11 protein-coding genes are annotated in these 13,850 nt (G+C 71.7%); 6 read left to right on the forward strand and 5 right to left on the reverse strand.

Annotation, left to right across the window (positions count from 1 at the left end; translation table 11 throughout):
* The 4 genes from TR46_RS07275 to TR46_RS07290 all read left to right on the forward strand — a co-directional run.
* The coding region (locus TR46_RS07275; RefSeq protein WP_161790095.1) for a glycoside hydrolase family 16 protein at nucleotides 1-842 on the forward strand (842 nt) is incomplete at its 5' end.
* 300 nt (nucleotides 843-1,142) lie between these two features.
* Nucleotides 1,143-3,866 carry an alpha/beta fold hydrolase gene (locus TR46_RS07280; protein WP_042395438.1) on the forward strand — a complete coding sequence of 908 codons (2,724 nt, stop codon included), beginning with the start codon at nucleotides 1,143-1,145 and terminating at the stop codon, nucleotides 3,864-3,866.
* Nucleotides 3,863-4,756, forward strand: coding sequence for an ABC transporter permease (locus TR46_RS07285; RefSeq protein WP_152626332.1), 894 nt, complete (start codon nucleotides 3,863-3,865; stop codon nucleotides 4,754-4,756). The genes TR46_RS07280 and TR46_RS07285 overlap by 4 nt, the downstream gene beginning before the upstream one ends.
* Before the next feature lie 159 nt (nucleotides 4,757-4,915).
* Nucleotides 4,916-5,323 carry a VOC family protein gene (locus TR46_RS07290; RefSeq protein ID WP_042395441.1) on the forward strand — a complete coding sequence of 136 codons (408 nt, stop codon included), beginning with the start codon at nucleotides 4,916-4,918 and terminating at the stop codon, nucleotides 5,321-5,323.
* A 95-nt stretch (nucleotides 5,324-5,418) separates the two neighbouring features.
* Here the strand turns inward: TR46_RS07290 and TR46_RS07295 are convergent, their stop codons facing one another.
* A complete protein-coding gene (locus TR46_RS07295) occupies nucleotides 5,419-5,913 on the reverse strand; it encodes a MarR family winged helix-turn-helix transcriptional regulator (protein ID WP_042395445.1) in 495 nt (164 codons plus the stop codon).
* 98 nt (nucleotides 5,914-6,011) lie between these two features.
* Here TR46_RS07295 and TR46_RS07300 point away from each other — a divergent pair, with 98 nt between their 5' ends.
* Nucleotides 6,012-6,563, forward strand: coding sequence for a YceI family protein (locus TR46_RS07300; RefSeq protein WP_042395448.1), 552 nt, complete (start codon nucleotides 6,012-6,014; stop codon nucleotides 6,561-6,563).
* Nucleotides 6,564-6,681: 118 nt separating this feature from the next.
* Here the strand turns inward: TR46_RS07300 and glnII are convergent, their stop codons facing one another.
* The 4 genes from glnII to rph all read right to left on the reverse strand — a co-directional run bounded on the left by glnII (nucleotide 6,682) and on the right by rph (nucleotide 12,646).
* Nucleotides 6,682-7,704: a glutamine synthetase gene (gene glnII, locus TR46_RS07305; protein WP_042395450.1), complete on the reverse strand. Its 1,023-nt coding sequence runs from the start codon at nucleotides 7,702-7,704 to the stop codon at nucleotides 6,682-6,684.
* 229 nt (nucleotides 7,705-7,933) lie between these two features.
* Nucleotides 7,934-9,154, reverse strand: a complete 1,221-nt coding sequence (locus TR46_RS07310) for a beta-ketoacyl-[acyl-carrier-protein] synthase family protein (protein WP_042395463.1) — start codon at nucleotides 9,152-9,154, stop codon at nucleotides 7,934-7,936.
* Between the two features lie 166 nt (nucleotides 9,155-9,320).
* Nucleotides 9,321-9,995 (reverse strand): YigZ family protein, encoded by a 675-nt coding sequence (locus TR46_RS07315; RefSeq protein ID WP_042395465.1) that lies wholly within the window; start codon nucleotides 9,993-9,995, stop codon nucleotides 9,321-9,323.
* A 35-nt stretch (nucleotides 9,996-10,030) separates the two neighbouring features.
* Nucleotides 10,031-12,646, reverse strand: a complete 2,616-nt coding sequence (rph, locus tag TR46_RS07320; protein ID WP_042395467.1) for a rifamycin-inactivating phosphotransferase — start codon at nucleotides 12,644-12,646, stop codon at nucleotides 10,031-10,033.
* 267 nt (nucleotides 12,647-12,913) lie between these two features.
* Between rph and TR46_RS07325 the strand changes: the two genes are divergently transcribed.
* Nucleotides 12,914-13,850, forward strand: a 937-nt coding sequence (locus TR46_RS07325) for a DUF5685 family protein (RefSeq protein WP_236655238.1), incomplete at its 3' end; no start/stop codon positions are given.

Consider the following 13,850-nt stretch of genomic DNA (forward strand, 5'->3'; position numbering starts at 1 on the left):
CCTCCACCCCCACCCCGACACCGTCCCCCACCGGGACCCCCACCGGCGGCTCGACCCCGCCCTCCGGCGCCACCCTCTTCGACGACTTCCACTACACCGGCTCCGGAGACCCCGCCCTGGCCGCGCACGACTGGACCGTGCGTACCGGCTCCGGCGGACCCGGCGTCCAGAACACCTGGTCCGCGGGCGCCATCAGCTTCCCCAGCGACCCCACCGCCCTCGGCGGCCAGGTGATGCAGTTGCAGGCCACCACCGACGGCACCACGGCCGGCACCACCCAGGCCGAGATCGACACCACCCAGCGCAAGTTCTTCGAGGGCACCTACGCGGCCCGGGTCTACTTCAACGACGCCCCGACCAGCGGCCAGAACGGCGACCACGTCAACGAGACCTTCTACACCATCACCCCGGACGACTCGCTCTACAGCGAGCTCGACAACGAGTACCTGCCCAACGGCGGCTGGGGCGCGCCCGGCCCCACCCTCTACACCACCAGCTGGTACAGCGCCGACGCCATGGACCGGGTCACCCACAATGTGATCTCCAGCCTGCAGGGCTGGCACACCCTGCAGATGACCGTGGCCGGCGGCACCGTCACCTACTACGTCGACGGCCAGCAGTACTTCTCCAGCAACGGCAAGTACTACCCGCGCGAGAAGATGACCATCGACTTCAACGAGTGGTTCATCGACCTGCCCTTCACCGGCGCCCGTACCTGGGACGAGAAGGTCAACTGGGTCTACTACAACGCCTCCGGCGCCCAGTCCCCCACCGACGTCCAGAGCGCCGTCAACGCCTACGAGTCGGCCGGCACCCACTTCACCGACACCGTGCCGAACTGAGGCGGTCTTGACACTCCTCACGGTGCCGCGTCACCTTGTAGGCAGCCTGCCCGGGTGACCTGACCAGCAGTCACCAGGACGGCCGTCACGGCCGAGGCGACCGGACCCCGTGCAGCCCCGCGCATCCTGGCGCGCGCGGGCTGCACGGCGTTGCGCGGCGAGCGGCGGTGAGCGGCTGCCACGGCCGGCGACACGGGGGCGGGACTCGGGCACGAGTGCGCATCTGGGATCGTTCTCCCAGCAGTGATCCACTCCGTCGGATCCCCCGCACTCCTGACGTCCTGTCGAAAGGGACCCCGTATGGGCTTCAGCCTGCTCCGCCCGCGACGAGCACTTTTCGCGGGCGCGGCCGCCGCAGCCCTGCTGGTGGGCGGCGGCACCTGGACCGCCGTCGCCGGGCACGGTCCCGCGTCCGTGCAGCGGACCGACCAGGTGCTGGCCCTCCCCGAGGCGCCGGGCAGCGCCGCGACGGTGAAGATCGACACCTCCTACTTCACCTCCGGCAGCTCGGATGTCCGCCGTCCCGCGGTGCTGCTGGCGCACGGCTTCGGCGGCAGCAAGAACGACCTGACCGGCGAGGCGCAGACGCTGGCCCGCGAGGGCTACGCCGTGATGACCTGGTCGGCACGCGGCTTCGGCGCGTCCGGCGGGGACATCGGGCTGAACGACCCCAAAGCGGAGGTCGCCGACGTCAGCGGCCTGATCGACTGGCTGGCCGAGCGGCCCGAGGTGCAGCTGGACGCCCCCGGCGACCCGCGGGTCGGCGTCGCCGGGGCCTCCTACGGCGGGGCGGTGGCGCTGCTGGCGGCCGGCTACGACAAGCGCGTCGACGCCATCGCCCCGGAGATCACCTACTGGAACCTGTCCGACGCGCTGTTCCCCGACGGTGTGTTCAAGAAGCTGTGGGCCGGGATCTTCTTCACCACCGGATCGACCGATCAGTCCGCCGCGAGCAGCACCAGCCAGTCCGGTCCGCGCATCACCGCCACCGACGACGCCACCTGCGGCCGCTTCGCCCCCGACCTGTGCGCGATGTACCAGCGGGTGGCCGTCTCCGGGAAGCCCGACGCGGCGGCGGAGCAGCTGCTCGCGCAGCGCAGCCCCTCGGCGGCGGCCACGCGGATCAAGGTGCCGACGCTGCTGGTCCAGGGCCAGACCGACTCGCTGTTCCCCCTGGACCAGGCCGACCGGGCAGCCGCCGCGATCAGGGCCAACGGCGCGCCGGTCGCGGTGGACTGGATCGCCGGCGGCCATGACGGCGGCGACATGGAGTCGTCCCGGATCGAGCAGCGCACCTCGGCCTGGTTCGACCGCTACCTCAAGCGCGACACCGCCGCCGACACCGGCCCTGCCTTCCGGGTCAGCCGCAGCGGCGGTGTCGACAGCACCAGCGGCACGGTCACCCTGCAGGGCGCGAGCGCGGACGCGTACCCCGGTCTGGAGGACTCCCCGGAGGCGGTGTCGCTGTCCGGTCCGCCGCAGACCTTCGCCAATCCGCCCGGCGGCGCGCCGCCGGCGGTCTCCGTGGTGCCCGGAATCGGCGGACTCGGCCAGCTGTCCAGCCTCGGCGTGGGCCTTTCGGTGGACTTCCCCGGGCAGTCGGCCGAGTTCTCCTCCCAGCCGCTGACCCGGTCGCTGCGGATCACCGGCTCGCCCACGGTGCGGATCCACGTCCGCGCCGACAGCGACGACGCAGTGCTGTTCGCCAAGCTCTACGACGTCGCCCCCGGCACCGGGGGAGCCAGGGTGCTGCCCTCGCAGCTGGTCACACCGTTGCGGGTGACCGGCGCCAGGGCCGGAGCGGACGTACTGGTGCGGCTGCCCGCCGTGGACCACCAGGTGGCCGCTGGGCACCGGCTGGAGCTGGTGCTCTCCTCCACCGACCTCGCCTACGCCTCCCCCGCCGCGCCCGCCTCCTACACCGTCTCGCTGGCCGGCAACGACCTCAGCGTTCCCACCGATCCGGTTCTGAGCACCGCGGCCGCCCCGCTCCCCTGGTGGGTCTGGGCCCTGCCGCTGCTCGCGCTGGCCATCGCGGCGGCGCTGCTGCTCACCGGCCGCCGGCGGCACTGGTCCGGGCGCCCGGCCGCCGACCCGGAACTGGTCCTGGTGCCGCTGCGGATCCAGGGACTGACGAAGCGTTATGCCGGGTCAGCGGACCGGTACGCGGTCCGCGACCTGTCCTTCCAGGTGGAGCCGGGCCAGGTGCTGGGCCTGCTCGGCCCCAACGGCGCGGGCAAGACCACGACGCTGCGGATGCTGATGGGGCTGATCCGCCCGGACGAGGGGGAGATCCGGGTCTTCGGCCAATCAGTACGCCCCGGCGCCCCGGTGCTGTCCCGGGTCGGCGCGTTCGTCGAGGGTCCCGGCTTCCTGCCGCACCTGTCCGGGCTGTCCAATCTGGAGCTGTACTGGCGGGCCACCGGACGCCCGGACGAGGAAGCCCGTCTGGACGAGGCGCTGGCCATCGCCGGTCTCGGCGACGCGGTCGAACGCGCGGTGCGGACCTACTCGCAGGGCATGCGGCAGCGGCTCGCCATCGCCCAGGCCATGCTGGGCCTGCCCGACCTGCTGATCCTGGACGAGCCGCTGAACGGCCTGGACCCGCCGCAGATCCGGGAGATGCGCGAGGTGATCACCGGCTACGCCGCCGGCGGACGCACCGTCATCGTCTCCAGCCATCTGCTGGCCGAGGTCGAGCAGACCTGCACCCACCTGGTGGTGATGGACCACGGGCAGCTCGCGCAGGCCGGGCCGGTCGCCGACATCGTCGGCTCCGAGGACGCTGTGCTGGTCGGTACGGTGCTGCCGCTCGACGCCGACCAGCTCGGCAAGGTCGCCGCGCTGCCCGGGGTGGCCTCGGCCGAACAGGTCGCCGACGGGCTGCTGGTCCGCCTCGCCGGGGCTTCGGCCGCCGACCTGACGGCCGACCTGGTCCGGCTGGAGATCCCGGTGCAGAGCCTCGGCCCGCACCGCCGCCTGGAGGACGCGTTCCTCACCCTGATCGGAGGAGCAGCCCGATGAGCACACTCACGGACACCCCGTCGGACCTGCCGGCCGAGACGGCCCATGACCCGGCAGGAAGTCGCCGTGCCGCACGCCGCACCCTGCCGCTGCGGGTCGAGGCCGTCCGCCAGCTGCGCCGGCGACGCACCGCCGCGATGGGCGCCCTGGTGGTACTGCTGCCGCTGATCATCCTGATCGCCTTCCAGGTCGGCGGAAGCCCCGGCGGGGGGCGCAACCAGGATGCGCTGCTCACCGTCGCCACCGCCTCCGGCCCCAACTTCGCGGCGACCTGCCTGTTCCTGTCCTCGGGCTTCTTCCTGGTGGTGCCGGTCGCGCTGTTCTTCGGCGACACGGTGGCCTCCGAGGCGGGCTGGTCCTCACTGCGCTACCTGCTGGCCGCGCCGGTGCCGCGGACCCGGCTGCTGGTCAGCAAACTGACGGTGGCACTGGGCTTCAGCACCGTCGCCACCGTGCTGGTCCCGCTGGTGGCGCTGGCGGCCGGGACCGCCGCCTACGGCTGGGGTCCGCTGCAACTGCCCACCGGCGGCGCGCTGCCCACCGGGACCGCCGTGGTCCGGCTGCTGACCGCGCTCGGCTTCATCCTGCTCAGCCAACTGGTCACCGCCGCACTGGCGTTCTGGCTCTCCACGGTGACCGACGCGCCGCTCGGCGCGGTCGGCGGGGCGCTGGGCCTGACCATCCTCGGCAACATCCTGGGCGCGATCACCGCCCTGGGCGGCGTCCGCGACTTCCTGCCCACCTACTGGGCCTACTCCTGGGTCGACCTGCTGCAGACCGACCCGCAGTGGAACGGCATGGCCAAGGGCGTCTCGGTCTCGGTGAGCTACGCCCTGGTGCTGTTCGCGCTGGCCTTCCGGCACTTCCGCGCCAAGGACGTGGTGTCGTGAGCCCCGGCCGAGCCGGTCCCGGGCCGTGCGTTCGCAGCGCCGTCCGGGGGATTCCGTCGGGACCGATGAGTTTCCGGCACCCCCGGCGTCAACCTCTTCGAAAGCCCCGCCCGTTCGACCCGGACGGACGGGCGACCCGAAAGAGAGCGAGCTACCGCGATGGCCACCAAAATCTTCGTCAACCTCCCCGTCAAGGACCTGGACGTCTCCAAGACCTTCTTCGAGGCGCTGGGCTACTCCTTCAACGCCCAGTTCACCGACGACAACGCAGCCTGCATGGTCATCAGCGAGGACATCTTCGCCATGCTGCTGACCGAGGCGCACTTCAAGCGCTTCACCAAGAAGCCCATCGTGGACGCGAGCAGCGGCACCGAGGCCATCGTCTGCCTCTCCGCGGACAGCCGCGAGGCCGTGGACGCGCTGGCCGACAAGGCGCTGGCGGCCGGCGGCAAGCCGTCGAACGAGCCCCAGGACATGGGCTTCATGTACGGGCGCAGCTTCCAGGACCCGGACGGGCACCAGTGGGAGATCATGTGGATGGACCCGGCAGCGATCCAGAGCAGCTGATCCCCGCAGGCGCGGGGCTTGCGGCGCGGCGGACGGGGCACAGGGGACTCCGTCCGCCCCGCCGTGCCGCCTGCGCTCCCCGCCACCCCCGCCCTTCAGCCCTCGCAGCTCGGCTGCGGCGCGTCCAGCTGCTTCAGGATCTGCTCGGAGACCGTCCCCAGCGCCGCGACCTGCTCCGGCGTCAGCGCGTCGAACACCATCCTGCGGACCAGCTCCACATGGCGCGGGGCCGCCTCCTCGATCGCGGCCTGCCCCGCCGGGGTGATGGCGATGAACGCGCCGCGCCCGTCGGCGGGGCACTCCTCGCGCGCTATCAGTCCGCGCTTGGCCATTCTGGCCAGATGGTGCGACATCCGGCTCTTCTCCCAGTCGAGCTCCCTGGCCAGCTCCAGGATCCGGCGCCGACCGCCCGCCAGGTCGGTCAGATGCACCAGCACGTCGTAGTCGGCGATGGACAGGTCGGAGTCGGCCTGCAGTTCCCGGCCGAGCCGGGTGATCAGCTGGCCCTGCATCCGCAGGAAGACGCGCCAGGCGTGCTGTTCGGTGTCGCTCAGCCAGCGCGGCTCAGCAGGGGTGTCGATGTCGTTCATGGATCCACCCTACCTCTCTTGGTTGACACATCACCCATCCTGCGCCACTATAAGGGTGACACATCAACCACTGACGAACCACGATCGAGGAGCGCATCATGGCCGCCATCACCCCCGAGCTGTCCGGCACCTACACCATCGACCCGGCGCACACCCGCATCGGCTTCGTCGCCCGGCATGCGATGGTCACCAAGGTCCGCGGTTCCTTCAATGAGTTCACCGGCACCGTCGTGATCGACGCCGAGAAGCCCGAGCAGTCCACCGCCGAGCTCTCGATCAAGGTCGACAGCATCGACACCCGCAACGCCGACCGCGACGGTCACCTGCGCACCAACGACTTCCTGGACCTGGACAACTACCCGGAGATCACCTTCCGCTCCACCGGCGCGACGCTCGTCGACGAGAACAACGCCAAGCTGTCCGGCGACCTGACGATCAAGGGTGTCAGCCACCCGATCACCATCGACTTCGAGTTCGAGGGCGCGGCGACCGACCCGTTCGGCAACAAGCGTCTGGGCTTCGAGGGCTCGCACACCATCAGCCGCAAGGACTACGGCATCACCTGGAACGCCCCGCTGGAGACCGGCGGCGTCCTGGTCAGCGACAAGGTCGTGCTGGAGTTCGAGGTCTCCCTCGTCAAGAACGCCTGATCCGGCTCCCCGATCAGGCTCCCCTGGACCGGGCGTCTGGACCGGCTTCCTGATCAGTCCGCAGAACAGCGCAGCGCCCGCCGGGACCCCCGGCGGGCGCTGCGTGCTGTCGAGCGGATCAGACCAGGTCGGCCTTCTCCAGAGCGCTGCAGCAGGTGTTGACCAGCAGACGGGTCACCACGTACGGGTCCACGTTCGCGTTGGGGCGACGGTCCTCGATGTAGCCCTTCTGCTCGACCTCGACCTGCCACGGGATGCGGACCGAGGCGCCGCGGTCCGAGACGCCGTAGCTGTACACGTTCCACGGGGCGGTCTCGTGCTTGCCGGTGAGCCGGTCCTCGATGCCGTGGCCGTACTGCTTGACGTGCTCCAGGACCTTGTCCTGGTCGGCGCCCAGCGACTCGCAGGCGGTGATGATCGCGGCGTAGTTCTCGCGCATCGCCTTGGTGGAGAAGTTGGTGTGCGCGCCCGCGCCGTTCCAGTCGCCCTTCACCGGCTTGGCGTCGATGGTCACCGCGACGTCGAAGTCCTCGGCGGTGCGGTAGAGCAGCCAACGGGCCACCCACAGGTGGTCCGAGGCGGTCAGCGCGTCGACCGGGCCGATCTGGAACTCCCACTGGCCGGGCATGACCTCGGCGTTGATGCCGCAGATGGCCAGGCCGGCCTCGATGCAGCGGTCCAGGTGCAGCTCGACGATCTCGCGGCCGAAGACCTCGTCGGCGCCGACGCCGCAGTAGTAGCCGCCCTGGGCGGCCGGGTAGCCGTTGACCGGGAAGCCGAAGGGACGGCCGTCCTTGAAGAAGTTGTACTCCTGCTCGATGCCGAAGATGGCCTCCTGCGCCGCGAACTGCTCGGCGATGGGGCGCAGCAGCGCGCGGGTGTTGGTCTCGTGGGCACTGCCGTCGATGTTGAAGACCTCGCACAGCACCAGAACGTTGTCGCCGCCGCGGATCGGGTCCGGGCAGGAGAACACCGGCTTGAGCACACGGTCGGACGCGTGGCCCTCGGCCTGGTTGGTGCTGGAGCCGTCGAAGCCCCAGGTGGGCAGCTCGGCACCGTCGGCCAGAACCCGCGTCTTCGAACGAAGCTTGGCGGTCGGCTCGGTGCCGTCGATCCAGATGTACTCAGCCTTGAAGCTCACGGGCGGCATTCCTCGCGGTGGGGTGGGAACGATGCGGTGGCGCGCGTGCGGTGCTCCGCGTCGCTGGGGAGGTCCGCTGTCGTGCTGCGCCCGAGACTCACATTCCGCAATTTCCCAGCTGTTGCCCATGTGTGAACAGCAGGTTAACCGGCCTGGTTAGTGCCACAGCTCACATGAACAGAACCTCCCAACCCGGCAGAAACGGGCGGATCGCACACGTCACAGCAGCTCAGGCCCGGGTGAAGGCGAGGGTGACATTGTGCCCGCCGAAGCCGAAGGAGTTGGCCAGCGCCGCGTCCCAGACACCCCGGCGGTGGGTGCCCCGGACCAGGTCGAGCTTGATCCCCGGGTCGGGACGGTCCAGATTGCGGATCGCGGGCACGGCGCCCTCGCGCAGCGACAGCACCGCCACCGCGGCGCCGAGGGCCCCGGCCGCGCCGAGCAGATGGCCGGTCATCGACTTGGTGGCGGCGACCACCGGATGGGTGCCGACCGCCGCGGCCACCGCCTCCGCCTCGACCAGGTCGCCGGACGGGGTCGAGGTGGCGTGCGCATGGACCGTGCCGATGTCCAGCGGGCTCAGACCGCCGTCGGCGAGGGCCTGCCCGATGGCCCGGACCTGGCCGTGCTGATCGGAGGCGGTGATGTGGACGGCGCTCGAGGTGACACCCGCCCCGGCGAGCAGCGCGTGCACCCGGGCCGACCGGGCCCGGGCCAGGTCCGCGCGCTCCAGCACCAGGACTGCCGCGCCCTCCCCCATCACAAAACCGTCCCGGTCCAGGTCGAACGGACGGGAGGCCGCGTCCGGGTCGTCGTTGCGCGAGGACAGGGCTGTCATCTGCGCGAATCCGGCCAGCGGCAGCGGGGCGATGCAGGCCTCGGTCCCGCCGGCCACCACCGCGTCGGCCCGGCCGAGACGGATCAGGTCCAGGCCCATGGCGATCGCCTCGGCCCCGGAGCAGCAGGCGCTCACCGGCGTACGGGCGCCGCCCAGCGCCCCCAGGTCGATGCTCACCCAGGCCGCCGGGCCGTTGGGCATCAGCATCGGCACGGTGTAGGGGGAAACCTTGCGCGGTCCGGACTGCTCCAGGATGTCGTCCTGGGCCAGCAGCGACCGGGTGCCACCGGTGCCGGTGCCGATCACCACGGCCAGCCGCTCCGGGTCCACCCCGGGACGTCCCGCGTGCGCCCACGCCTCACGGGCGGCGACCAGCGCGAGCTGCTCACAGCGGTCCAGCCGCCTGGCCTCGACCCGGGACAGCGTCTCGGTCGGCTCGACCGCGAGCGGCGCGGCGATCCGGACCGGCAGCGTCGCGGCCCAGTCCTCGGTGAGCACCGCGGTCCCGGAACGTCCGGCGAGCATGGCCTCCCAGGTGGCAGCCAGATCACCGCCGAGCGGAGTGCTGGCGCCCAGTCCGGTCACCGCGACCTCGATCGTCCGCATGGCCATCGCCGCACTCCCGCCTGTAGGAAACCCATGAAGGCCGCGCACCGCCGACAAGCCGTCAGCAACGCAGCCGAGCCGTCGATCCCCACCCTGGCACGTGGATAGAGCTGTCTGCGGGTGCCGCAGCGCACCGAGTTGACCTTGCGAGCATTGTTGACTTCCAACAATCTCAGCGGCTCGGGTCGGCTCCGTTCCAGGGGACGTCGCCGCGCTCGGTCCCGATCGGCTCCAGCTGCGCCGCGCCCGCGGTGGCCGCGGCCAGCCAGGCCTCGAACGCCTGGGTCCGGTCGGCCGGCACGCCGACCTCGAAGCGGACCCCGGACGCGGTGTAGACCGCCTCGCGAACCAGGTGGCCGGCAGCGCGCAGATCGTTCTCCAGACGTCCGGCGCGTTGGTGGTCGGTGCTCACGGCGAGCAACGCGACCAGCCGCCGTTCCACCACCTCGACCTGGTCCAACGCCGCCGACACCGCGCCGCCGTAGGCGCGCACCAGGCCGCCCGTGCCCAGCAGCACCCCGCCGAAGTACCGGGTCACCACCGCCACCGTGTCGGTGAGCCCGCGCCGCCGCAGCACTTCCAGCATCGGCGCCCCCGCCGTCCCGGCCGGCTCGGCGTCGTCGTTGGACCGCTCACGGCGCGGCCGGTCGCCGATGACGAAGGCGGTGCAGTTGTGCCGCGCGTCCCAGTGCTCCTTGCGCACCGACGCGATGAACGCCTGCGCCTCGGCCTCGTCCTCCACCCGCAGCAGCGAGCAGAGGAACCGCGACTTCCTGACCTCGGTCTCGTGCACCACCGGCCCGTCCGGCGTCGAAACCGCGAGGTAGGGAATCTGCTGCGCCGTCATCGGCCCAGCGTAACCGGGGTCGGCGCAGCGGTCGGTCAGGTCAGGAGCTCGATGTAGCCGTCGGTTCCGTGGACGCGGATCCGCTGGCCGTCCCGGATTCGCCGGGTGGCCTGGTCCACGCCGACGACGGCCGGGAGGCCGTACTCGCGGGCGATCACCGCGCCGTGGGTCATCAGCCCGCCCACCTCCGTGACCAGGCCCGCGACCGCGACGAACAGCGGCGACCAGCTGGGATCGGTGAAGGTCGTGACCAGGATGTCGCCCGCCTCGAGGTCGGCGTCCGCCATGTCGAGGATGACCCGGGCCCTGCCCTCGACCGTCCCGGCCGAGACCGGCAGGCCGACCAGGGCGCCGGCCGGCGCGTCGTCGCGCCGGTACGCCCCGTTGACGGCCTCGCCGTCCGAGGTGAGCACCCGGGGCGGTGTCAGCGCCTGGTACGACCGGAAGGCTTCCTTGCGCTGCCGGATGAGCCGGATGTCCGCCCGGTTCGAGCGGGCGACGTCGCGGAGTTCCTCGAAGCTGAGGTAGAAGACGTCCTCCCGCTCGGCGAGCACGCCGGTCCGCACCAGGCGCTCGGCCTCCGCCAGCAGGGCCTGCTTGTAGACGAAGTAGCGGCTGACGATGCCGTACTTCGGGTACTCCCGGTACCCGATGAAGGTTCTGACCCGGTCGATCATCCGCTTGGTCTCGTCGGCCTTCCGGTCCCCGTCCGGCAGGGCCCGCAGACGTGACAGCACGTCATGCTCCATCTGCCGCGCCCGCTGCCGCCCTTCCTCGAAGCGCCGCGCGGCGGCACCCGGTTCGAAGTTCCTGACGTTGTCGAGGATCACCGGCACCAGCGTGGCGGGGCGCTCGCGCCACCGCGGCCTGGTGATGTCGATCTCGCCGACGCAGCGCATGCCGTACCGGTCGAGGTAGGCCTCGATGGCGTCGCGCGCCTCGGTCCCGCCCGGGAGCTTCGGCAGCTCGTCCAGGAAGTCGGCGCCGTCGGCGCCCTCGACACCCTGCAGGTAGGCCACCAGCTCCGGGTGCGGGCGGACCACGTCCGCGACGTCGAGCAGCGCCAGTCCCATCTCCGAGGTGATGTTGTCGGGGGCGGACAGGGTCAGCGTGTCGGCGGCGTTCTTCTCGCCCAGCCACTCCTGCAGCTTGTCGTTGAGCCACCAGGTGGACTCCATCCCGGCCATGATCGCCGGAAGGTTCAGCGGATCGCTGAGCACCCGCTTGTGCTCCTCGAAGGCCTCCAGCAGGAAGTCGAACAGCGCCGGACCGGTCCTGGTCCGGATGTCGCGTTCGAGCGCGGCGAGGGACGCCTGACTGCGCTCGATCAGCCCGGTGACGATGGCCGGATCCGTCTCGACCGGGGCGGGCGCACCGCGGCCGCCGCCGGCCGGCGGCCCGGCCGGAGCCGCGGCCGGGGCCGGCAGGACGAAGCCGTCGTTGTCGAGGACGGTCTCCAGGGCGTCCCTGACCAGCGGATCGCCTCGGCCCATCAGGTCCAGCAGGCCGGCCCGGCTCGCGGGTGCGGCCAGGCGCGCGGTGACGTCGACGAACAGCCTCCCGCCGGCCGTGTGCATCGGCACCATGGCGGTCAGCTGCCACACGGAGAGCCCCAGGGGCTTCATGGCGTCGGTCATCATCTGCTGGTGGCCTACGGAGACGTAGAGGTGGTTCTCCTGGTCGCCGGAATCGGGGATCGGGAACAGCGTGGTGATCGGCCGGCTCTGCACGATCTGGAAGCCGTCGTCGGCCAGGCACCACTCGATGTCCTGCGGGCGGCCGAAGTGCGCCTCGATCCTCCGTCCGAGCCGCACCAGCTGCAGGACCTGCGCATCCGTCAGCACCGGCTGCCGCTGCCGCTTCGGTTCGACCGCCACTTCCGCCGTCCCGCCGCCCGGCAGGGCCCGCACGGCACGCTGCTTGGCGGCAATGGTCCTGGCGACGACCTCGCCGTCGCGCACCGTGAAGACGTCCGGGTTGACCAGGCCGGAGACCAGGGCCTCCCCGAGGCCGAAGCCCGCGTCCACGGTGGCGACCTTCCGGTTGCCGGTGACCGGGTCGGCCGTGAACAGGATGCCGGCCGCATCCGGGAGGACCATCCGCTGCACGACCACGGCCATGTGCACCGTGCGGTGGTCGATGCCGTTCCGCTGCCGGTAGACCACGGCCCGCTCGGTGAACAGCGAGGCCCAGCACCGGCTGATGTGCTGGAGGACCGCCGTCGGGCCCATGACGTTCAGATAGGTGTCCTGCTGGCCGGCGAAGGAGGCCGTCGGCAGGTCCTCCGCCGTCGCGCTGGACCGGACCGCGCAGGCGGCCTGCCCGCCGAGCCGGGCGAGCGCGCGGGTGATCCCCGCCGCGAGCTCGTCCGGGACGGCGGTCCCCTCGATGGTCCGACGGATCTGCGCGCTCAGCGTGCGGACCGCCTCCCCGTCGTCCGGGCTCAGGCGCGACAACTCATCGAGCCGGTCGTCGATCGACGGCGCCGCCGCCATGATCCGGCGGAAGGCGTCCGTGGTCACACAGAAGCCGCCCGGCACCCGGACGCCTTCGATCCGCGACAGCGTGCCGAGGTGCGCGCCCTTGCCTCCGACGAGCGCGACCTGTGTCCCGTCGACCTCTTGAAGTTCCAGCACATACTGCTCAACCATTGCGATGCCTCCACGTCGTGCCACATTTCCGCAGGGTGTGGCATCGACCGACGATTCTGCGCGGTGACCCGGGCCTTGTGGCAAGCCCCCCGGTGCGCTATACGTTGAGAGTGGCAAGGAGAGCTCTCTCCTTGCCTTTGTCTTTTTCGCATCATCCTGCGTCCGCCCCCATGACTGATGCAGGCTCACTAGGGTGATCAGAGAAGCTCCGTGGCACGCCGTCAGGCGCGTGCCACGTTCTCCTCTCCGAAAGGCCCTCACCCGCGGATGTTCGGAATAATCAGGCCCTGCCGCCACCGGCTCACCGAGTCGCTGCACCAGTCCTGGACCGCCCACCTCTGCGGCCTCTGCCTGGCCCTGCGGGACGACCACGGACAGCTGGCCCGGACCGCCACCAACTACGACGGGCTGATCGTCTCGGTCCTGGTCGAGGCCCAGAGCAAGGACCGCACGGCCGGACGCCGCACCGCGGGCCCCTGCCCGCTGCGCGGGATGCGCACCGCCTCGGTGGCCCGCGGCGAGGGGGCCAGGCTGGCCGCCGCGGTGTCGCTGGCGCTGGCCTCGGCCAAGGTCCGCGACCACGTCGAGGACGGCGACGGAGCGTACGCCCGCCGACCGGTGGCGCTGGCCGCCGGCGGGGTCGCCGAACGCTGGGGACGGCAGAGCCGCAGCGGCGGCAGCAGCCTCGGCTTCGACACCGGGCTGCTGTTCGACACCCTCGCCCAGCAGGGGACGTTGGAGCGCGCGGCGGTACGCGGCAGCTCGGTGCTGCTGGTGACCGCGCCGACCGAGCACGCCACCTCGCTGGCGCTGGAGCACACCGCCGTACTCGCCGGCCGACCCGGCAACCGCGTCCCACTGGCCGAGATCGGCCGGCTCTTCGGCCGGCTGGCGCACCTGCTGGACGCCGTCGAGGACCTGGCCGAGGATCGGGCCACCGGCGCCTGGAACCCACTGGCCGCCACCGGCACCGGTCTGGACGAGGCCCGGCGGCTGTGCGACGACGCGGTGCACGGCATCCGGCTGGCACTTCGGGACGTGGAGTTCGCCGACGGCACCCTGGCCCACCGGCTGCTCGCCCATGAGACCGCCGCCGCGGTGCGCCGCGCCTTCGCCCACGCGGGGCACGGCGGCGCCGAAGGCTCCTTCGGCCCGGCCGCCCCCTACGGACCTGCGGGCCCACGCGGCCCCTTCGACATACCCC

It is taken from the genome of Streptacidiphilus carbonis, from assembly GCF_000787775.1.
Lineage (GTDB): Bacteria > Actinomycetota > Actinomycetes > Streptomycetales > Streptomycetaceae > Streptacidiphilus > Streptacidiphilus carbonis.

Excerpts from the sequence above, each read along its gene's own strand:
- TR46_RS07280 (WP_042395438.1), top strand. The coding sequence starts at position 1,143 with ATGGGCTTCAGCCTGCTCCGCCCGCGACGAGCACTTTTCGCGGGCGCG.
- TR46_RS07285 (WP_152626332.1), top strand. The coding sequence starts at position 3,863 with ATGAGCACACTCACGGACACCCCGTCGGACCTGCCGGCCGAGACGGCC.
- TR46_RS07290 (WP_042395441.1), top strand. The coding sequence starts at position 4,916 with ATGGCCACCAAAATCTTCGTCAACCTCCCCGTCAAGGACCTGGACGTC.
- TR46_RS07295 (WP_042395445.1), bottom strand. The coding sequence starts at position 5,913 with ATGAACGACATCGACACCCCTGCTGAGCCGCGCTGGCTGAGCGACACC.
- TR46_RS07300 (WP_042395448.1), top strand. The coding sequence starts at position 6,012 with ATGGCCGCCATCACCCCCGAGCTGTCCGGCACCTACACCATCGACCCG.
- TR46_RS07310 (WP_042395463.1), bottom strand. The coding sequence starts at position 9,154 with ATGGCCATGCGGACGATCGAGGTCGCGGTGACCGGACTGGGCGCCAGC.
- TR46_RS07315 (WP_042395465.1), bottom strand. The coding sequence starts at position 9,995 with ATGACGGCGCAGCAGATTCCCTACCTCGCGGTTTCGACGCCGGACGGG.
- rph (WP_042395467.1), bottom strand. The coding sequence starts at position 12,646 with ATGGTTGAGCAGTATGTGCTGGAACTTCAAGAGGTCGACGGGACACAG.